This window comes from Candidatus Nomurabacteria bacterium (assembly GCA_016699365.1).
GTDB lineage: Bacteria > Patescibacteriota > Minisyncoccia > Phycocordibacterales > UBA9973 > CAZLWF01.
In genome coordinates this window covers 294,937-317,409 of the sequence record CP064973.1, presented here as the reverse complement: position 1 = coordinate 317,409, position 22,473 = coordinate 294,937, and the positions used below count along the sequence as shown (strand labels likewise).

Sequence of the window (22,473 nt, the reverse complement as noted above, 5' to 3'; positions counted from 1 at the left end):
ATTTTATAATTGGTTTTTTAAAGTTTAGCTTCTGGAAAACTATTCTTCATGCCTGCCTTTTAAAAGTACGGATATTTTCTTGCTAGAAAATTCCTCGAGCCTGTCTGTCGACAGGCAGGCTCGTGTCGCCACGCTCGCTAGTCTTTTAAAAGGCAGGCATCTGATGTATTTGAATTCAAACTTTGCCTTGTGACCCTGTGTTTATATGAACAGAAGAGGACGAATGTTCCGTTAGGAAAAAGTATTCTGTTTGACCCCGCGGCCGTGGGGGAGTTAATACTTTTAATGAGTTCGAGTCTTGTGAATATACACAGGGTCATATGCAAAGAAGTTTTTGTGTTACTTTTTCAAAAAAGTAACGAAAAGAAACAAACAAAGAAAAAACCCGCAGGGCGGGTTTTTTCTTTTAAAATATTTTTATCCTATCTGACTCATCACTGACATACTTTCTCTTTGAAATTTTTCAGCTTCTTCTTTTGCGATATTTTCAAAGTCTCGTACATTTTCACGCAAGAAGCCAATTATCATTTCAGGAGATGCGTCTTTATCTAACATCTCTTCAAATTCTGATTGAAGAGTCTCTGGCATATCCTCCATGACTCTCATTAGTATTCCTTGAAATATTAGTGAGCCTATTCGCTCGATAATATCATTTTGCTCATCTTCTGATAGAGAGCCGAGATTGTATGCATTTATAATTGTTTGACGTAATTTTTGATCCATATTTTTTAATTTAAATAATAATTATTTTGCATTTTGTATCTCAGCTTTTTGCAAAGTTTCTATGTAAGATTGAAGTGTTTGACCTGTTGTCGGAGGAATCCCGAATTTGTTGGCAAGTTTTTCGATATCATCAAGCATATTATTAATTGCTCTTGTATCTGCTTTTGAAGCAGTTTCTACTACATGACCAGGAGTATCTTCATAATTACCATCAAAGTTTATTGAATGTGTAATACGACCCAATTCATCCGTCTCGTATATTGAATCAGAAGGATAACTTTGCCATATCTCCCATGTTCTAGTATTTACACCTTCTACAGAACTATTGTCTAAGTATTTATTTATAAAATCAGTAGTATTTTTATCAACTTCCAAAGAAAGACTGTCTGCACTAACTTCTGGAGTATTTACTCCTACAGAAGCATCAGTTGTAGCAGCAGGGGTTTCTGGAGCAGAAGCATCTACTGTTTCCACCTCGCCCATTTGTGCCCCACTCTTAGCACCCAAATCTATTTGATTGCCTTTAGTAAGAACAGTATTGTCTATACCATTTGCAGCCGACGCGCCCATTTGGTTTTGTCCGACACTATCAAGTATATCGGTAGTGCCACCCATCTGATTTTGCCCGATATCTGTAGAGCTAGAAACATCTGGTTCTGCATCCAATGTTCCACCGCTTCTTGAACCATGATAAATATATTCTGTTTCATCTGGAGTAGCTTCAAAAGGAGATCCAGCACTATGAGTTTCAATTAGTTTTCCATCTATAAATTCTCTAACACCAAAACTACCATCTGGCATTTCAGTAATAACATAAGAAGAGTGGCCTATTGTGTCATATCCAAGTCGAAGCTCTGTTCCATTGTTGAAGTATCCTGTATTTATAGCCAGTCTATGTGCTTCACCTTGAGCAAAAGTATGTAGACTAGAATTTCCATCCCAACCCATAGAACGTGCAAGATCTGGATCAGCTTCAATTTGGCGAATAAATACATGCTCAACACCATCTCCAGGCTGAACAGTTGCAAGAGGATTTATAGTCTCAATCTCTGGTTCTGGTGGTGGAGTGTGATCAATTACTGGACCTGTGCCTTCATTTGCATTCTCAGCAGCAAAGTGTCCGGCCATAAGACCTGCACCAACACTTGAACCCAGTCTAATACCTGCATTTATATAACGATTTACTTTTTCTAATTTCTTTTTCCTCTTCAATTCTGCACCAAATACACCTTCTTGGGATTTCAACCATTCCTCTGAAAATTCTCCCTCTCCAGAACCTTGTCCAAGTGTTTTTTTCCTTTTCTCAAATCCCTTATCAATTTTTTTCTGGCTAAAGAAGAGACTCTTTATTCCTATGCCTGCTTCTCCTGCTATTGCTCCACCCACTACACGAGCACCTACTCCTATAGCCGCACCACCGAGAGCTGCTAAGCTTCCAGCAGAAAGTGCTGCTACACCTGTACCTATTAGAACTGATAGTGCCACACGCTTGTATCTAGGCTGAACCTCTCCATACCACTGAAGAGCTTTTAATAAGACCCCCTGTTCTCTTTTTGGAAGTGCCTCTATTTTTCCTTTCTCTAAAATATCTCCTTCATCTAATATGAGTTTTTTGAAAAGTTCTCCAGATTTATAGTCAACAAGAGCTTTTACTTTGCTCTCTTTAGATATTTTAGTTTTATCAAGATCCTCTTTCTTCTTTGCATACAAATAATTTCCATATCCAACTTTTGCATTTTCATAATCTTTCTTTGCTTGTTCATATGCAACTAATTTTGCATTGTCTTCTGGAAGATCTTCTTTGGATATCTTTTCACCCACTACTTTTGACCATATTTTTCCAAATATATTTCTCTTTCCTTTCATTACACTCTGTCGCTCAGCAAGCATAGCTCTGTAACTAGCCATATAAGCATCTCTTGCAGTAGTTAAATCCTCCGAAGGAGATACTCCTTTTTCCTCTTTTTGTATTTTTGGTTCTTTTGTTTTAGTTTCTTTAGCATTTTCCTCAGCAGGTTCATTCTGTTCTTCTGCTAAAACATCTTCTGGTTTCTGTTCTTTAAATTCTTGGACTCCACTTGTAGACAATATTTCAAATGCATCATTTTTAAGTGAATTTACCATCTCCCTCTCGCTCTCAGATCTTTTGTCTCCAGTTTTATTATTTTCAAATTCAAAAATCTTATTACCATTTTTGTCGGTAATCAATCGGATAAGTGTGTATTCTTCTCCACTATCTTTTCCTTTTACCACAGCACCTATATCCAAATCATTTACTGCATTTTTAATAGCGCCAATATCATATTCTGGTTTTTCAATTTTTCCGATATATTCACTCGAAGAATCAATCGCAACCTTACCAAGTAAAAATCTTTCAGCCAATTCAGCTGCAGAATATGTCATCACTTCCCCATTTGCACGTTTTTCAAGTGTATATATTTTTTTCTTTTTATTTCCCTTACCCTTAGTTTCAATATTTGTAATTTCTGCGTATTCATCTGCAGAAACACCGTACAATATATCTCCGATCGCAAGAGAAGCGACACGAGCATCTGCACCCTCTTTTGTCATAGAAACACCCCCAATAGGAGCTTCTTGGGTTTGTGTATCGGGCTTTGGATCTTTTTCTTTTTTAGATTTAGAAACTTCCCATGTTTGACCAACTAGTTTCATGTTTGGATTAGATTCAAAAAACTTACGAGTTTTTTCTTCGGTCATACTTGAAACTGCTCTACTACCAGACATTTTATAAAAAACTTTTCCGTTTTCTACTTTAACAATCTCATACTTAACGGAAGGTCTGTCACTATCTGCATACTCTTGTCCTGCTGTGATTTTTATACCACCTCCAATATCAAGTATTTCACTTTTTGTATTTGTCTTATTTTTTTCTGTTTCAAGATTGCCTATACCAACTTTCCCAACTGTTCTAGCATAAAACAAAGCTTTGTCAGTATGAGAAGAGCCATCATCTAGATTGTAAGTTTTTACACCTGATTTATTTTCTGTGATAGTTTCTACAATTCTTGTTTCTTTAGTTTGATTAAAATACAGAGGAGTGCCTTCTACTATTTTATCTAAAAAGTCGTTTGCTTCTTTTCGAGTAGGATTTTCTATTTTATCATTTTTTTCTTCAGACTTTGGAGTATTTCCTCCGCGCTTAGTATTATGCTTTTTTGTATCAGACTTTTTACTAGAAGATTTTTTAGAAATCTTATCCTCTTGAAGAGCTTCAAGTATCTTGCTTTCCAAAGAACCCAGATTTGCTGAGCCTTTCTCTATTTCTTTCTCAAGAGCGTCTGCCTTATCTTGGAGCTCTTGTTTAGTAAGTTTGTTAAATCCTGGGTCTTTTTCGCTCATATATTTTAAATAAAATTAATAATTATTTTACAAATCCCTTTTTTTAATCTCTTCTTTTAATAATTCCAATAAGTTTCTTTTTTCTTGTATCTTATTTTTCTCTATTTCTACAGTCTTCAAAAGTATACCAAGATATTCTCTTTTTGTTACCCTGTATTTTGTAATATCTTCAGACTTAAAATCTTTGCGTTCAGAATACTGAAAATCTTCTAGTTTATTTTTAGGAATATCTTTGGGTGGATTTTTTATATTATATCTGGCTATTTTGTAATAAGTATAAGTATATAGTGTCTGACCTTCAAATTCAGTAAATGGGTGTTTTATTATGAATTCATTTCCACCATTTATAGGTAAAAGAATATCTCCATACTCAAATGGGATTCCTGCATTTTCTATAAAACGCATTATTTTACCTTCTATTATACTATCTTTGTTTTCTAAACTCACAAGCTCTTTTAGTTTATTTCTTTTCTCAAAAACTTCTTTTTGTAAATCTTCTTTTAGAGAACGCTCGTTGTTTGTTTTTGGCGCCCTAAGTCCATCGAGTTGCTTCACTAGTCTATTTATTTCGTCCTCCAGAGAATCAATTTCCTCGTTTGAACCTCCTGTAACTTCAGGATTTTTATCTGTTGTAGAAACAAAAGATTCATTCGCAATTAAATCAGCAAATTCTCTGTTGCTTATTTTTTTGGTAATATTTTTACCAGTCTCATAATCAAATGGACCTTCCAATAAAACCTGATCATGATTTTCGTAGTAAGCAAACTTTTCTGAATCATCCAATCCTTCTGGATCTTCTTCTGTACGGATTGTATCTACAACCTCAAATATCATCCCAGAGTCTTTATCTAAGAATTTTTCTCCTCTGAAAACTTTTACATCAGAATCTTTATAAGGACTACCCTTTTCAAGAATAGCTGTGAGTCTATCGAAAATAGCGTCTGCATTTAAACCTAAGTTTTTATCACTTGAAACAATTTCTTTAAATTTAGGACTGTTGGGATTTTTCTCGCCTCTTTTAGCTATCTCTTCTCTTCTTTGTTCAGAAAAACTCTTGATTTGTTTTTTTGTCCAACCAAGATCAACTAGGGTGTTATATTGCCCTAACACCTTAAGCTCTTCTGCACTTTCTGTTTGTATTCCGTCCTGAGATTCTGATTCTATAGCATCGAGGTCCAAATCTTTTAGATCTTTTACCACCTTTGTTGGTCTTTTGTTTTTTACTTCCGAACGATCTGAAATTTCTTGTTCTTTTTTTTCTACATCATGTGTCTTAAGATACTTTTCTACAATCAAAAGTATTTTGTTTACAGTTGATTCATCAGTTGATTTAACTTTTTTCAAAAGCTCATTTTTTACTGACTTAACAACACCTTCTTGAAAAGCCTCCAATATCTTTTTTATCTTCTTGCGATCTGCTACTTTTAATTTTTCTATCTGACTGTCAATTTCTTGCATCAATTCATCTGCACTAAAAACACCGACAGTAAAAACTTCGGTGGCATCTAAATCAACACTAGATTCATTGTCTGTATTTTTAATTTTTTCTGCAGAAACAGAAATATCAATAGATCCTGTTATGTTATGAATTTTCATATATTCATTGAAAGAATCTGCTACCAAAGAGGCTTCATCTTTGGTTATTTTGCCAGAATCTCTTAAAATAACGAGTATCTTTCTTATAGACTCAGGGTCTTTGGTCTTGGAAAATTCAGCTACTGGCTTTTCTAGTCTCGCTTTTATAAAAAGATGGTTTGCCACATCCTTCAGGATTTGCTCATCCAAATAAGCTATTAGTTGGCTTGGGTTAATATCTGAAACCTTTGGGGGTTGTTCTGACATATTGTAATATAATTATACTAAATTTTAAAATTTTGTCAAATTTATTGGCCACACAGGTAATCCACAGGGTGTGGATATAGTTCGTTGACTAGCCTGCCGGTATCGGATACCCTCAATATATAGGGTTCATATAGATAAGTATACCTTATTTTGCAGTATCCCTAATACAGATATCCCCATAAAGCTATATTTTGATAGACTTTCCGAACGATCGTAACCCCAAAACAGTCAAAAAAGCTTGTAGTTACTACTTTTTGGTCACCTACATGCGACTAGTGGAGGGAAATAAAAAAGCATATAAAACCTACAATAAAAGATTCTGACCTGAAAAACACCTATAATTCAAGGGGTCAGATGAAAATAGCCTTATATAATAAGCTTCCTACCAAAGAAGTTTGTTTTTCTATATCTATAATAGGAGCCTTCGTCATATTCCCGCTTAGGACAGAGGCCAATATTTTATCGATTTTTGGCCTATCTTCTACAACAGAAGTACATGCGGAGACAAGTAATATAGAGCAAAATTCACAGACAATGCCTATTTTGATGGCATATCATAGCCCAGACCCAAACCAAGTTCTAATAGAGAAAACTGTAACTATAAGCGACGGAGCTCTAAAATCTGAAGTGGGTCCACTAGGAACACTAGCCGACGTTGTAGAATATGACTTCCCAGAAAGCGACGAGATCAGTCTGTATGTTGTAAGGTCTGGAGATTCTATAGGAGCAATCGCGGAAATGTATGGGGTTTCTGCCAATACAATAATGTGGGCAAACGATCTAAAAAAAGGAGATAGCCTAAAGGAAGGCCAGATGTTAACAATACTGCCAATAACAGGAGTTAGACATGTTGTTAAAAAGGGTGAGACAATATCTAGTATTGCAAAGAATTTCAATGCGGATGCAAAAGAAATAGCCCAATTTAATGGAATTATTGAAACAGCATCTTTGAAAACAGGTGAAATACTTCTTATACCAGATGGTGAAATAGCTGCACCAAAAGTAACAAAAACAACCAAAACATCTTCTTCTAGTAGTAAAAAAGAAAAAACTTGGGGAACGAGTGCACCTGAACAGAAGGGTTATTACATCAGACCACTGTCTGGTGGAAGAAAATCCCAAGGACTTCATGGATTTAACGGTATAGATATTGCAGCACCGGTTGGAACTCCAATATATGCATCAGCAAGTGGAACAGTTATTGTTTCCAGATCAGGAGGATGGGGTGGAGGATATGGAAGTTATGTGGTTATAAAACACTCAAACGGAACTCAAACTTTATACGCACACATGTCAAAAGTGTCTGTTCCTTTGGGAGCAACAGTCACCCAAGGACAAGTAATAGGTGCTGTCGGAAACACAGGAAGATCAACAGGACCACACTTGCACTTCGAGATTCGTGGAGCAAAAAATCCATTTTAAATAAAAACTCTGAAAAGAAAAAATCCGCAAAGCGGATTTTTTCTTTTATACAAAACCCATATCACATTCGTGGTTTTATATAACTTAGTTTCTAGAAAACTTTTATTTTATCCATCACTTTTAAAAAGCACGCATAAAATCCTGCTGGATTTTTGCTCTGCTCGGCTACCCGCCTGCGCAAGGCTTTTTAGAAAGTGTGGATTGGGTTATTTAAGAACTCAGAATCCTTTGGGTCCTAGCTTTGGCTTATATTAAAAATTGTCTACGAACACACGAAGGCGAGTGTTACGAAGTAAAAAATATTCTGTTTGAGTGAAACGAGTTAATATTTTTAACGAGCCTGAGTGTAGTGAGCTAGATTTTTAATATACCCAAAGAAGTTTTTGCATTACTTTTTTAAAAAAGTAATAAGAAAAAACAAATTAAAAAATCCGCAAAGCGGATTTTTTCTTTATTTCAAAGCCTTAATTCCAGGCAACGTACCTTTAGATAGATATTCTAAAGTGGCTCCACCACCAGTTGAAATAAAAGAAAACTTATCCTCCATTTTCATTTTAGAAACGAGAGCAACAGTATCTCCTCCGCCGATTATTGTTTTTGCCTTTGATTTAGCCAATATTTTCAACAAAGCTATGGTTCCATGGTCAAAGCCAGCTTCGTACTCCCCAGTATGACCATTCCATAAAACAAATTTAGATTTATTTATTAAAATCTCAAATTCTTTTATTATCCTATCTCCTATATCCACAATCTTGTCTTTTTTGCCAACCTCATCGATACCTTTAGTAAGTCTTCCTCCATCTTGACCAGTAACTACTACATCCACAGGTAAAAGAAGTTTTGGGTTATTTATTATTTTTTTAATTCCATAATCTCCGCTTTCTACAAGAGATCTTCCGACTTCAAAAGAAGCTTCTTTAAAAAAGTTGTTCATAAGCGCCCCTGTTACAACTACCCTATCAGCATCTTTTAGAAACTTTTTTATAAGAGGCATTTTAGTTTCAAATTTTGCTCCACCCAATATAAACAAAAATGGTCTTTTGGGTTTATTAAGGATGAGAGATAGATTCTTGATTTCTTTTTCAAATTGAAATCCAACATATGATGGCAAATATCTCGGCACACCAACAATAGACGCATGGGCTCTATGTGATACAGGGAAGGCTTCGTTTACATAGACACTACCCAAGAGAGCCAAGCTTTTTGCAAACTTTGGATCGTTTTCTTTTTCGCCTTTAAATCGACGCAAGTTTTCCAATAAAACCACCTCTCCATTTTTTATATCTATAGATTTAGGAATCGCGCCTTCTATAAAACGCACTTTTATATGTTTATTTAAAAATTTTACTACAGGTAAAAGTGTTTGAGTGTCTTTTTGTAAATCAGAGTGAGAAATCAGTATTACTAAAGCACCTTTTTTCTTTAGATATTCAATTGTTGGTATAGCTTTTAGTATTCTAGTAGGGTCTATTATTTTATCTCCTTCAATTGGAACGTTGAAATCGACTCTCACGAGAACCGCCTTACCTTTTATATTTCCAAGACTTTTTATGGATTTCATACAAAAATTGTATCATAAAACCCGCCAAATTTGGCGGGTTTTAATATTTATATTAAATCTACAATTTGTACTATTTTTTCAAATTCTTTTGGATTCAAACTGGCTCTTCCAACTAAGAATCCATCTATACCACCGTTCATCATAAAATCCTGAGCTTCCTTACTGTCTACAGAACCTCCATAAACAATCATAGGAGTTTGAGCATTTTTTGCTCCGAACTTATCAGATAAAACTTTTCGTATATATATGACCATTTCTTCACATTCACTTGGAGTTGCTACTCGAACAGAATCTTTGCCTATCGCCCACACGGGTTCATAGGCTATGACTATCTTTGCTAGATCACTTGGCCTCAATCCTTCCAAACATCCATCTACTTGAGTTTTAACTGCATGTAAATACCAAGCATCTCCTGTGCGCTCCTTTTCCCCTACACACAAAATCGGTGTTATGCCAGACTTGATAGCCATTTTTATCTTTTGATTTATAAAAATATCATCTTCACCCATTGCTCGCCTCTCTGAATGACCCAAAATAACATAAGAAACCTTAGAATCTTTCAACATCTTTGCAGAAATTTCTCCTGTAAAAGCACCGTTTGTTTCAAAATGCATGTTCTGAGCACCTAGCGCACATTTAATACTTGAATATTTAGATAGTACCGGCAAAAAAATAGATGGACTACACACTACTATGGAAGTTTTTTTACTTTTTTGAGATGTAGATTTAATAGAGGAAAAAAGTTTTATCGCGTCTTTAGTATTTAGCGGATTCATCTTCCAATTCGCAACGATAATCTTCTTTGTTTTCATGATTAATATTATAACAAAATATAATTATTTATGTAATTTATTTCTGTTCTTCCCAGAAAACAGTTGAGTATTTATCAGAAGTAAGTGGAAATGATGGTGGTGGACCATATAGAAGATTTGCATCATAATTTAAATAGCGTAAATCATATCCAGTTCCGTCTGTAAAAGCAAACCCGTATCTAAGGTTTGTGGCTATCATACCAAACAAAGTAAGGGTATCTCGACTTGCTGTGGAACCACAATTACCCGCAGAACCTCCATTTCCATAATAATACCTACCTGCACGTCCATTTTGTGCAACGATAGCGGCATCTATCCTTAGATCATCTTCTGACATAAGACCAACGTTTATATTTTTCTGGGCTATTAAACCAATAACGTCTTGTCCATCATAGTTTGTATAAATTAAATCATTGTTTATGGTTATACTCCTTCTACTTGCAATTATGTCTGGAAAATGACCGGCAACAATTGTCAATCTAGCAGTATTTATCTGCCCATCAACCCAAACATTGTCATCTAAAAATATAATTCCATTATTAGGAAAATTATAATTCCCCAACAATGTCTGTCCGCCTGAAGATTTTATACTCCAGGTCCCCCAACCATCTTCATTTAATTTATTTTTACAACCATTCGGAACAGCAGTGAGACTTGTAACTTTATATAAATCATAAGTGTCATTCGTCTTTAAAACCAAGTGATATCCTAGCGAACCAGAAGGATTATAATAGTGACCATCTGATTGTGCATCTGTTTTCATTTGTGAAATATTCGCAGTAATACCCACGAAATCTGCCGTAGGATATGGAAATATCCTACCTGCTATAAATACATCAGTTCTTTCATTTACAGTGTTAGGTGGTGTTTCAGCAGAAACGTAATTAGTATATGTCCCAGAAGCAGGTGGTGGTTTTACATGAGTGTGAACTCCAAATTCTAATTTTTCTGTACCAGAATCTTCGTGATCTGGATCATCATATGAAGAAACAGCAGAGGTAACTATATTATGAGCAATACCATCAAAACGCACCCCACCATTTGCATGAATAGGGCCAAAAGTTTCAGTTCCTTCACCAAAACGCATAACATCATTGGCGACTACAGCATATTTTGCAAGAGAAGGTATTGCTAAATGAGACATGATGGTCCTGTGTACTTCTGGATTTGATACGACAGTACCTGTAGATTTAATCTTTATTAAAGTAGAACCTGTTATGGGCGGGGTTATTGTTAGGGTATATTGACCTATTACATTACCGTCTTTATCTTTGAAATCATGTATATAAGGTCCTTCTGCCCCAGTACCATCCTGATAGTCTGTAGGTGAGTGTGCTAGATGCCATCTATAATAATCAATACCTGCTTCTGCAATTTGAAAAGCCTGTTCTCTAGCAATAAGATGTCTGGTTGCTTTAAGGCTTGTCCCAGCCCAACCAATAAATCCATATACTATGGTAATAGCAATTGATGAAAAAATAATTGTATTTAAAAGTATAAAACCTTTTCTATTCATATTTATAAATTGTCTTTTAGGTTACGAAAAGATACTTGTGTACTAATTGTAGTCGCAGATGGTAACTTATTCAAATCAGAATCAATTATAAAATTAATTTTAATCAATCTTATTGATGATATAGAAACAGGATCTGGCAAAGGGTTTGTTGTCCCGTCATAATATGCATCATAATACAAAAATATTGGAGTAGCTCCATTCTGTATATTATGGACAATATCTGTATTAACTTCAGACATAGAAGAATAAACAGCAGGATTTCCTGATGGGTTTATAACACCCTTTTTTAGTGTTGTTCCTGATAAATAGTATCTAACACGATCCTTGTCTCCATCACTGTCTATATCTGAGAAAAAAATAAAAGATGTCGCTGTAGCGCTCTCTATAGGATAAGCACCTGCAGAAGACGGGGATGCGGAACGAATCTCATTTGCCATTGGTCTTAATATTTTTCTAGCTTCATCTGCCGCGTTTAATCCAGATTGAAATATTCTACTAAATACAATTACATCTTTATTCAAAGAGCTTGATACTAAAATTATTAATCCCACTACAGCGACTGTTACTAAAATTTCTATAAAAGTAAAACCTTTTTGTTTATTCATATATTTATTGCGAAATTGCTATTTCTTCCTTTTGCCACTCGTCTGAAATAGTAACCGATTGAATATAGTCTTGATATCCAGATTTAGTAACTGTTATTGTATATTCCCCATAAACAAGACCGGAAAAAGAAACCTGTCCTGGAGGCGTGCATTCTGTTGTAAGAGTAAATGAAATATCTGAAACGTTAGGAGTATAAGCTGAATCTTCTGTACTTAAATATATCTTATACCTAAAATATCTATTGCCGCTTATTGAAGAATTTATATTTGTATCTGAAAGAGTATAGTATGTGCTTCCTGTACCATCAGGACCAGAAAAATTCCAAGTTAAACCGTCATTATTTGAAGCAACCTGAAATTTTACACTATCATCACCGGTGAGAATAGGCTGGCTACTTGGACTCCATAATATTTGGTGAAAATTACTAAGATTATTAGTATCAAAAGTAGAAGATTCTAACCACCCACCTTCTATATATGATCCGAAAACATCTTCAATTTCTATTGAACCAGGATTTGAATTGGTCTCTATCCTTCCACCTGAATTTGCATATTGTGAGTATGAACCTATCATGTCTTGACCTGCTCCATTAGACCAATCTGTCTGAGTCAGGAATCCACGACCGGTAATTAAAGTATTATCATATCCTGTAGGACCCTCAAGACGCACAGAAACATCAGTCAAAGGTAATCCTGTGGACTGATCTCTAATAACAGCAAGTAATCTGGCTGGATCTTTAGGAGCAACAATCAAATCTAAATCTTGAGAGGAATCAGGTACTAAGCCCAGTGTCAGTAAAGGGTTAGTACCTATAAGATCATATGAACTATCTGTAACGCTTACATTATAAGTATCCCACTCTAGATTCGATATTGTCTTATTACCGGAAGAATTCGTCGTATAATATGCGTCGTATTTAAGCACGTCTGGTAATGTGCCTATTGTCTTTGAACCATTTATTTGAAAATCAATATTTTGTGCAGTATCACAATCTTCAAAAATTGAATTCGCTTGTATAGTACTAACTTTGTCTATAAAAAAACTTACTTGGGTTATTTGTTGAACTATAACAGTTTGGTTTGGTTTGGTAGGATTAGGATTATTTATATCTCCAATTGGATAGGTCTCTTCACTTGAGTACCCATCTTTTGAGACCCTAATTTTATAAGAATCAACAGAAGGAGGTGCGTCCACTATATTCAAAGTACCATCTATACCCGAAACATCATCTATATGAATTTCTGGTGATAGCTCGGTATTGTCAATTTCAATCAAAGCATCCGGCACAGGAATACCATCTGCATCATATACTCGTATTATCAAAGCACCGTTTGTAGATGATGTTTCTAAATTTTTTGGTGCTATATGTGTTGTATATTCTACTGGTATAAAATTTTTACAAGTATCACAAGCAATCTCAATCGCGACCAGTTTATTGTCTGCTGGGGACAAATCATTTGGTATACCACCTAAAGTACCATCAAAAGGATCATCAATATTTCTTATTGTTATAAAAACATCAAAATTTATATTATCCCTTGTTAGTGTCTGTGATTGTAATAGTGTTCCTGATGGAATTCCGCCCAAAGTCCCTATGTTTTCATAAGGCATATTTCTTATTATTTCACATTGTTCATTTGCTAGGGCTGCCGCTATTTGTCTATTCGATAAAGTAGCTGTAGTTTCAAGTATTTTTGAATATACGTTATAAATAGCAACAGAAAAAACTACAATAAAAGCTACTGCTACTAGGGTTTCAATTAAAGTGACACCTTTATTTTTGAAATCTTTCATAATTATAATTAGATCGAATCCATCAAAGAATACATTGGTGATATCATCGAAATAGCAAAAAATCCTACAGCAGCTCCTATTAAAATCATCAGTACGGGTTCAATAATTGTAGATAAATCTTTTGTCTTATTGTCTACCTCAGATTCATAAAAAACTGCTATATCTACCAACATATTAGAAAGTTTACCTGTCTCCTCTCCAACTTCGATCATTTCACCAACCATTATTGGATATAAATTTACTCGTTCTTTGAATACAGATGATAGTGTAATACCTTTTTGAATATCGACTACAGCCTTTTGCATTGTATCTTTATAAAATTTATTTTGTAAAACCTCTCCTGTAATAATAAGGCCTTTTGTCATATCAACCCCAGAAATGAGTAGAGATGAAAGTGTTCTAGCTGTACGAGCAGAATTAACTTCTTTTACTATCTCTCCAACAACCGGGATGTGAAATATTATTAAATCAAAATATTTTTTAAAAAATTTTGATTTAAACAATAAAAATAGTCCTATAAAAAGTAAGAAAACCAAACCTAATGTTAATAATGGACTTTTTGATAATGAATCGCTTATAAAAATAATAAATTTTGTACTTGCAGGTAATTCTATATTTAACTCCTTGAATGTAGAGGTTAGTACTGGTACAACAAAAATCATCATAAAAATACCTATCAAAAAAATAGCTCCGACTATTATAGATGGGTACATTATCGCACCCTTAATTTTTTTATTTAAATCGTAGGTTTTTTGAAGATTTAATCCAATTTCTTTTAAAGAGTCAGACATTTTTCCAGATTCTTCTCCTGCTCTAACCATAGAAACAAATAAAGTAGAAAAAACTTTTGGATATTTAGACATACCTTCAGATAAAGTACCGCCTTTATCTATATCTTTTATAAGAGAATTGAGTATCGATCTAAATTTTTCATTTTTTGTCTGCTTTTCTAAAACCACCAATGCTCTATACAACGATAAACCAGCAGATAACATTCCACTTAAATTTCTAGTAAAAATTATCTTTTCATGGAGTTTAATTTTATTAAAAATTGAATCGATAAAAGGGACTGATATGCCTGTCTTTTTAACTTTGGCTTCAGATATAGATATAGGCTGTGCACCATCAACACGAAGAGACTTTGCTGCACTAAATTTATCCGGAGCTTCTATTTCTCCTTTTTTTTCTGTTCCGTCTTTATTTTTTACTTTATATGTATATTTCATTATGAAATATCTTTATTCTGAAACCACACGCAAAACTTCCTCTGTGGTAGTTAAACCTTGAACCGCCATATATAGACCATCTTCTATCATGGTCATCATTCCTTCTTTTTTTGCCTGTTCTTCTATTACATCTTCTGAAGCACCTTTTAATATAAGTTCTTTGATTGTAGGGGTAACTGCCATAACCTCATGTATTCCAAGTCTTCCACTATATCCACTCTCAGATTCTTCAGAGGATTTAGTTTTATAAAAAGGAATTGTTTCCCATTTAGCGTCCTTTGGAACAGCACCTTCTTCTTTAAGAAAAACCATCATTCTGTCTAGATCAACTATTTTTGCAAGAGCAGATATTTCTTCTTTCTCTAAAAAATATTTTTCTTTTACACTTGTGAGTCTTCGCACTAGTCTTTGTGCGATTATAGTTTTAACTGTAGACACGATTAAAAATGGCTCAGCTCCCATGTCGATCATACGAGGTATCGCTCCCGCAGCAGAGTTCGTGTGTATTGTAGAAAGCACCAAATGACCTGTCAGCGCTGCGTTTATAGCAAGCGAAACAGTTTCGGTGTCGCGTATCTCTCCAACCATTATTATATCTGGATCTTGACGAAGCAGTGTTCTCAATCCATTTGCAAAAGTTAAACCTATTTCAGATTTTACTTGAGTTTGGTTTATTCTCTGCATTTGATATTCAATCGGATCTTCTACTGTAGATATATTCACATCTGGAGTATTTAAGATATCAAGCATTGTATAAAGTGTTGTAGTCTTACCTGAGCCAGTAGGTCCTGTTGCTAGAACCATTCCTGTTTTTTGTTTCATTCCATTATGAATTCTCTCAAGACCTTCACCATGAAATCCTAAACCTTCTAGGGTATAGCCTTTTGAATTCTCCTTCAAAATACGGATAACAGTCTTCTCGCCATAGTATGTTGGTAGTGTAGATACACGAAAAGATACTCGGTCTCCGGATTCTGTTGTTATTTTAAATCTACCGTCTTGAGGAAGCCTCTTCTCATCGAGTTTTAAATTAGCTAAAACTTTTATACGTGCAGTTATGCCCGCTGATGCATCACGCGGCAAGACCATAGCATCACGAAGTATGCCGTCTATTCTATAACGAACTAAGAGCTGTTCCTCTTCTGGTTCAATATGAATATCAGATGTATTTTGCAATATTGCATGAGATATAAGAGTGTCTACAATTTTTACCACAGGCAAGTCTTCTGCCATCTCTTTTAGTTCTTTTTCGGACAAAGCACCTTCTCCTCCATCTTCTGAGATAGTCTTAAGAGATGAGGATTCTTTTTTTATTATGTCGTCGAAATCTGCCTTTAAACTTTTTTTGTATTGAGATAGTGCGTGCTTGATTGAATCAGAATCAGTAAGTCTAGGAGATATCTTAAGCTCAACCTTTTTCTTTATAAAATCTATAACTGGAAGATCATCTATATCAAGCATCGCCACCTCAAGCTCACGAGGTCTTTTTTTATAAGCAATTATGTTGTGTTTACGAGCAATAGTTTCAGGAATCAAAGATAGAGTTTCAAAATCAATTTTTTCTGTTGCAAGTGATATAAAAGGTATCCCAAGCACATACGCTTGCATACGTTTTAAATCAATGTCAGTTATTTTTCCAAAAGAAACCAGAACATCGCCAATCGATTGATCTTTTTCTTTTGCAGTTTTATCAGCAAGAGCAATATCAGCCTTTGCAACAAGACCACTCTCGATAATAAACTTTTTTAATTGATCTTCTTTGATTTGCATTTATTGTTTTTATTATAACAAAATAATTTGTATTCTTATACAAAAAAATCCCGCGACTGCGGGATTTTTTATTTTCATTTTTTACCAAGTTACTACAACCATTCCTTTTGCACCATCTGCACCAGCAGAAGGAGATCCTCCTCCATCACAATCAGGACTTCGGTCATAAGTACCTCCACCTCCGCCTCCACCAGGAACATCACCAGACTTAGCAGAAGCTCCTAATATCTTTGGCAATCCTCCTGCACCACCTCGTGGAGAATCACCACCTCTTCCACCAAAACCTTGTTTCTCAAAATCTGCGCCAGTTGTCTTTATGCAAGCATATTCTTCAGATTGTTCTGATTGACCACCCAAGATTGAGAAACCTGAGACTGTTTTACCATTTACTGTTCCAGATATTGAATTTACTCCTCTTGCTGCGTTTGTTAGATACGCACTACTATGCAATCCATTTTCCGCTCCGTATCCTCCTGCAGCTTTTATTGTTACACCACCACCGATAACACTACTTTGTCCTCCAGGAGCACCATCATAAGTTGTTGTGCCCACAACTGTTTTACCTCCCAATCCTCCATTTCCAATTGTAACTGCGTATTCGTTTGCTGTGTTATTTGAAGGTATTATAGCCATTGTGTAGCTTCCTCCAGCTCCGCCTCCACCTCCAACTTCATCACCATTTCCTGTGAAAGCTCCGCCTCCACCTCCACCCCAAACTTCTATCATTACAGGAACTCCATAAGGAATCTCATTGCCATACAGTGTTCCATTTGAAGTAAATACTTTTGTACCATGCTCACTTGCTGGACCAGAAACATTTACTGAAACACTTCTAGTCACACCCCCACATTCTAGATTTAATACCTTTAAACCATTTGTAGCAAAATTAACTATTTGAACACCTGAACCAGATTTCTCACCACTCCACACTAAAGGAACGCCACTAGCAGTACAAGTAGAACTACTTGAACTCCAAGACAGTGTTACACCAGTAACTCCAGGATATAGATCATTTGGGTAATATGTATTTGTTGATCCATCAGCCAAGAAAATGAAATCACTTCCCGCTTCTGCACAAAAAACTATATTTCCAGCTGTGTCAGTACAAACAGGAGCAGGATACGAAATATTCAAAAGATTGTCTTCGTATAGTTGTCTGAATTTATCCAACCCAATATCACCATATACAAATAAATCTTTAGGTCCTACGATTCCACCTGGAACTCCTCCTATTGTTAAATCTCCCCAAAATGAACTCTCTGACCCGTCTCCACCACCAACAAAAGCATTTACTGCCAAGCCGCCATCTTTAACTTGATCATATGTACTAACATTTACTGGAGCAGCGATGTTACTACCAGGAGCAGTTGCTGTAGGCCCAACGAAAGCAAATGCGTAGTTCATACCTACTGCCACAAACAATCCTAATAGGATTATTTTTGAGGTACTTATTATTTTTTTTATAGAATTCTCTTTCATATTTATTTAAATCTACTAATAATAAAAGTTTTTTATATCTAATATCATATCACAATACATTTCTTATGGATTGATATCTTCTTGTCTCTGCTCATTGAACACTGGCCTTACTCCTCCCGATCCGGCTGTGCACCATGGGTCTACTGCTGGGTCACATGGAGTACAAGTAGGGTCTAGTTCTGGATCGCATCCGGTAGGTGTACAGGTTTCTCCTAGAGGCAAGTACCATACATTAGCAATCTCTGTATCAGAACCTGTATCATTTTCACATTCTATTTCATATTCATAAGGAGATGTGGATGGATCTAGAGTTGCAACAGAATCATATCCTGAAGTATCTCCATCAGTATCAAAATTTTCTCCAGACAAAGCGTCACAAGAGACTGAATCAGATGAACTCCAGCTTACATATGGATCAAGGCCGGTCACAGATTCAGTACAACTTCCAGTAAAAGTAACTGACGGATCTCCTACTTCTGTTCTATTAACAATCACTAGATTAGAACTTACTAGCGTTCCGTTTGTGGCAGTACAAGTTATTTTGAAATAAGTTGGATCATTTGGAACATTCATTCCATATTCGGTGTAATAAGCACCAGCAACTACAGGCACAGCTTCAGCATCTGCATCCCAACTAGCAATCACAACCCCAGTCGCGTCTGTTTGTGATCCAGTGCAAGATATAAGTGGGTTAAAGTTTGGACTATCTGATTTCCAAGAAAGATCTACTTCATAAGGACTAAACACAGATCCAATAGTATTTGTAGTTCCAGCTATATATAGATCTAGAGGTGGTAACATGTCCTCATCAACATTTACAATCGCAGTAGCACTTGTTGGAGCTCCTCCTCCTGCAGGGAAACATTGTATTGAAAAAATATTTGCACCAGTGGCTGCAACAAGAGATATGCCTTCTTTGTATTCAAATGCTGGAGCCATAGGTGGTAAGTTTGAAGCTGTAGCATTTATGATTGTACTATTCCATGCAGGATTTGCTGGTGTAGATGTAGGAATACAATTGTTGTACACAGTTCCATCAGGAGAATTCCAGTTTAAAACTATAGGCCCTGCCGGAACAGTAATTGTATTCGGAAGACCAGTTATTGAAACAGGGATAGTTGTAGTTGGTACAAATTTCAAACTACCAGTATCAACAACTGCATTCACATGAACGTCTGTAAACTGAACCCAACCAGTTACAGCCGATCCCCAAGCATACCCACTCAACACACCTGTTCCTGGTGTAAAAGAAACTCCATAAGCAAACGGTGAAGGGTTTACACCAGTTGTAATAAAATTGTGATCATTTGAATCATTCAAACTAATCCATCCATCAAATCCATCAGTTGCAACATCATCTCCTGATAAAACTTTTGCAAAACCAACTAATTCATTTGTAGCTAGATTTAATTTTGCACTACAATCTCCTGTTGTACCTGCTGGACAACCTGCATCAAATTTAACCCAACCGTAGTTTTCACTCCAAGCATTGCCAGTCATTAGACCAGTCGTCATATCTATATTCACACCATAATCAACAGCACAACCATATGGAGCAGTACTACAGTTAAAAGACAGCCATCCCATACCACCAGCCTTGTCATCTCCATCATCTACACCAGGAACATTATCGTAAAAAGCTACAACTTGTTTTATAAAAATATTTGTAAGATTTCTTAGATATACATTTTCTTTTAAGCCAATATCCTCTCCTGCTCCTCCTTCATCTGGGTCTCCTGCGTATATTGACCAGTCAACAAAACCTTCTCCCCATGCCCAACCAGAAACATTTTGCCCTGCACCAGCACTAGCTTCGTATGGCTTAGTCACACTCCCAATACAAACAACGATTAAGGTTAGAGTAAAAATTAAAGCGATTTGTTTTTTTGCTTTTTTGAACATATTTTATTTTTGATTCAAAGCTTCCATAGCTTTTAATTTTTCAAATGTGGATATTTGGACTGTTCCACTTTCTTCTGATTTTGATATCGCTTCATATCTCTCTTCAATAGTTGAAATTGGATCACCTGTATTCTTCAATCTTGATAGCTCTATATATCTTGCATCTATAGAATAAGGCTCTATCCTATCCTGCTTTATCATAACCACATATATAACAGATAAAAATACAATTACAGAAAGTAATATATATAGTATGTGCTTGTTTCTGTTGTGGCTTAAAACAGGGTGGTTTATTGTAGATTCAATATCCATATTATGTAAATAATAATACCACAATCAACATTTTGAGCTTATTTTAAAAAGGTTTACGATGTGGATAACTATCTGGACATTTGACATAATCTCTGCTCTAATGTGTTATATAATTGTTTTTTAATAAAAAAATATCTAAAAAGATGAAGAATTTATACATCTTAGCCTTATTTTTAAGCAGTTTATTGACTGCGAATGCTCAATCATTGTCTCCGATTGATTATGTTCCCGGTTACATAAACGTAATCGAGACCAATGAATCTACTGGACAAATAATGATTGGAGGATCGTTCAATGAAAGCGCTGGTTTCCCTTTTGCAAAATTTGCAATAATGGAAAACGATGAATTCATTAATCCTCAAAGTGGATTCCCTGAAGATGAGAGCGGAGGTATAAAAGACTTCGCTGTTTCTCATGGAATTAGTTATGCAGGTGGAGTATCGGATGATCCGATGTGGAAACTCGCAAAAAAAGATAACATAAATGACCCTTGGGAAAGTTCTGGGATAAATATCGACGGTGGTGTAACAGTATTAGATACACTAAGCGATGGAAATCTAGTAGTTTTAGGTGATTTCACAAGCCCTTATCCTGGTGCATTTGTGTACGATGGTGAAAACGTATCACCATTACCGGGTTTCTCAGTAAACGGAACACCTACTGACATGGTTTATTTTGCAGGTAAATATTACATAGGATATTTTTCATTACCGCAAGATTACAAAAATCTCTTTATATGGGATGAATCTTGCGGCTGCGAGAGTGCCGAAAGCACAAATTTACCGACTAATTTCATAGTATACGCAATTGCGAGATCCGAAGATAAGCTATATATTGCCCTCTGGAATTTTGACGGAGGAGACAAAGAGTTCTATGAATCAACCGATGGTGTAGTATTCAACGTCATAGGCAATATGAATGGAGAGCCTGTGGGAATAAAATCCCATGATGGTCTAGTTTATTTTTACGGAGACTTAGATGAAGTAAACGGAGTAGAAGTAAACCCTATCGTAACCTACGATCCAAATACTTTGGAATGGAAATCAGTAGACGGAACAAGCATAGCCGGAACTGGCGCAGGTAAAGATATTGGTTTTATAGGAGATGACTTATATGCGGCTATTGGATCTTGGATGTTTGTTTATAAAGTAGAAACTCCAGTAGACACTACTGAAGACACTACAAATATCTCAATATTTGAGATTGAAAAAAACATAAACATCTATCCTAACCCAGCAAAGGACATCGTAACTATAGAGATTGATAATATTGAAAATATATTTGATGAAGTGAGCATTTTTAACTCATATGGACAACTGGTTAGTTTTAACAACAAGTTAGTCAACGACTCAAAGATAATAATCAATATTGAAAATCTGCCTGCTGGAATTTATTCAGTTAAATCTGAACATTTCCAAGGAAGATTCGTTAAATTTTAAAACAACCCCCTTTTATAGGGGGTTTTGCTTTGAATAAAACACTGTGTATACTATATATATGTCTATCGAAGAACTGGAACAACTAGCTAGAAAAATAATATTCGGAGAAACAACCGACGAAGAATACGCGCGTTTTATTCGCGAAAGTGAGCGTATTATAGCTGACGCAGAAGTTGTGTTTGCATCTTAATATATATGGAAAAAGGACCACAAATAAATTTAAATAAGATAGAAAAACTAAACCCCAAAGAAGAGGGCTTGGCTTTACTTAGACGAATTCATAATATAAAAGATCGTATTAGCGACCTTCCTCCAAACTTAGCAAATTCACTCAAAGTTATAATACCGGCGATTGTTTTTATGACACTATCTTCAAAAGGTATGGCTCAAACAACACCTGAAACAGATACAGTGCAGACTGAAACAGAACAGCCTGGAATATTCCCTTCTTTTGAAGAAGACAAGCCTCTTCTGACCGAAGAACAAAAAGAGGATGCAAAAGAAAAAGCTGATGATGTAATAGGAGTTGTACTCGATGACACAAAGTACGAAGATATGTACGAAGTTGCAAAAGATGTACTCAAAATATTTAAAAAAGATGACGAATAGGCTATTTGCGCAATTCGGAGCTTTATGGTAATATTTGGATATTAAGTTCGCTGTCAGCGGACTTTTTTTAATAAAATTTTATCTCACAAGAGATAGATAA

16 protein-coding genes are annotated in these 22,473 nt (G+C 35.4%); 3 read left to right on the top strand and 13 right to left on the bottom strand.

Annotation, left to right across the window (positions count from 1 at the left end; translation table 11 throughout):
• Nucleotides 1-417: 417 nt before the first annotated feature.
• From IPJ63_01790 to IPJ63_01780, 3 genes are read right to left on the bottom strand one after another with little or no spacing between them, the layout of a single operon-like run.
• Nucleotides 418-723, bottom strand: coding sequence for a hypothetical protein (locus IPJ63_01790; protein QQR76972.1), 306 nt, complete (start codon nt 721-723; stop codon nt 418-420).
• A 21-nt stretch (nt 724-744) separates the two neighbouring features.
• Nucleotides 745-4,083, bottom strand: coding sequence for a hypothetical protein (locus IPJ63_01785; GenBank protein ID QQR76971.1), 3,339 nt, complete (start codon nt 4,081-4,083; stop codon nt 745-747).
• Nucleotides 4,084-4,110: 27 nt separating this feature from the next.
• Nucleotides 4,111-5,925 carry a hypothetical protein gene (locus tag IPJ63_01780; GenBank protein QQR76970.1) on the bottom strand — a complete coding sequence of 605 codons (1,815 nt, stop codon included), beginning with the start codon at nt 5,923-5,925 and terminating at the stop codon, nt 4,111-4,113.
• 354 nt (nt 5,926-6,279) lie between these two features.
• Here IPJ63_01780 and IPJ63_01775 point away from each other — a divergent pair, with 354 nt between their 5' ends.
• Complete coding sequence (locus IPJ63_01775) at nt 6,280-7,347, top strand: M23 family metallopeptidase (protein ID QQR76969.1); 1,068 nt, start codon at nt 6,280-6,282, stop codon at nt 7,345-7,347.
• Nucleotides 7,348-7,798: 451 nt separating this feature from the next.
• Here the strand turns inward: IPJ63_01775 and pgk are convergent, their stop codons facing one another.
• The 10 genes from pgk to IPJ63_01725 form a co-directional block, all read right to left on the bottom strand.
• Nucleotides 7,799-8,908, bottom strand: a complete 1,110-nt coding sequence (pgk, locus tag IPJ63_01770; GenBank protein ID QQR76968.1) for a phosphoglycerate kinase — start codon at nt 8,906-8,908, stop codon at nt 7,799-7,801.
• 47 nt (nt 8,909-8,955) lie between these two features.
• Nucleotides 8,956-9,720 (bottom strand): triose-phosphate isomerase, encoded by a 765-nt coding sequence (locus IPJ63_01765; protein ID QQR76967.1) that lies wholly within the window; start codon nt 9,718-9,720, stop codon nt 8,956-8,958.
• Nucleotides 9,721-9,757: 37 nt separating this feature from the next.
• Nucleotides 9,758-11,236 carry a hypothetical protein gene (locus tag IPJ63_01760; GenBank protein QQR76966.1) on the bottom strand — a complete coding sequence of 493 codons (1,479 nt, stop codon included), beginning with the start codon at nt 11,234-11,236 and terminating at the stop codon, nt 9,758-9,760.
• A 2-nt stretch (nt 11,237-11,238) separates the two neighbouring features.
• On the bottom strand, nt 11,239-11,841 hold the full coding sequence (locus IPJ63_01755) for a prepilin-type N-terminal cleavage/methylation domain-containing protein (protein QQR76965.1): 603 nt from the start codon (nt 11,839-11,841) through the stop codon (nt 11,239-11,241).
• A gap of 4 nt (nt 11,842-11,845) precedes the next feature.
• The gene (locus IPJ63_01750) at nt 11,846-13,636 is read right to left on the bottom strand and encodes a hypothetical protein (protein ID QQR76964.1); all 1,791 of its coding nucleotides are present in this window, start codon (nt 13,634-13,636) and stop codon (nt 11,846-11,848) included.
• Between the two features lie 8 nt (nt 13,637-13,644).
• Nucleotides 13,645-14,862, bottom strand: a complete 1,218-nt coding sequence (locus IPJ63_01745; protein ID QQR76963.1) for a type II secretion system F family protein — start codon at nt 14,860-14,862, stop codon at nt 13,645-13,647.
• Nucleotides 14,863-14,874: 12 nt separating this feature from the next.
• On the bottom strand, nt 14,875-16,632 hold the full coding sequence (locus tag IPJ63_01740) for a type II/IV secretion system protein (GenBank protein ID QQR76962.1): 1,758 nt from the start codon (nt 16,630-16,632) through the stop codon (nt 14,875-14,877).
• An 81-nt stretch (nt 16,633-16,713) separates the two neighbouring features.
• Nucleotides 16,714-18,111 carry a hypothetical protein gene (locus IPJ63_01735; protein QQR76961.1) on the bottom strand — a complete coding sequence of 466 codons (1,398 nt, stop codon included), beginning with the start codon at nt 18,109-18,111 and terminating at the stop codon, nt 16,714-16,716.
• Between the two features lie 63 nt (nt 18,112-18,174).
• Nucleotides 18,175-20,013: a hypothetical protein gene (locus IPJ63_01730; protein QQR76960.1), complete on the bottom strand. Its 1,839-nt coding sequence runs from the start codon at nt 20,011-20,013 to the stop codon at nt 18,175-18,177.
• Nucleotides 20,014-20,016: 3 nt separating this feature from the next.
• Nucleotides 20,017-20,325: a hypothetical protein gene (locus IPJ63_01725; GenBank protein QQR76959.1), complete on the bottom strand. Its 309-nt coding sequence runs from the start codon at nt 20,323-20,325 to the stop codon at nt 20,017-20,019.
• 143 nt (nt 20,326-20,468) lie between these two features.
• Between IPJ63_01725 and IPJ63_01720 the strand changes: the two genes are divergently transcribed.
• Nucleotides 20,469-21,764, top strand: coding sequence for a T9SS type A sorting domain-containing protein (locus IPJ63_01720; GenBank protein ID QQR76958.1), 1,296 nt, complete (start codon nt 20,469-20,471; stop codon nt 21,762-21,764).
• Between the two features lie 195 nt (nt 21,765-21,959).
• Nucleotides 21,960-22,373, top strand: a complete 414-nt coding sequence (locus tag IPJ63_01715; protein ID QQR76957.1) for a hypothetical protein — start codon at nt 21,960-21,962, stop codon at nt 22,371-22,373.
• Nucleotides 22,374-22,473 lie beyond the last annotated feature (100 nt).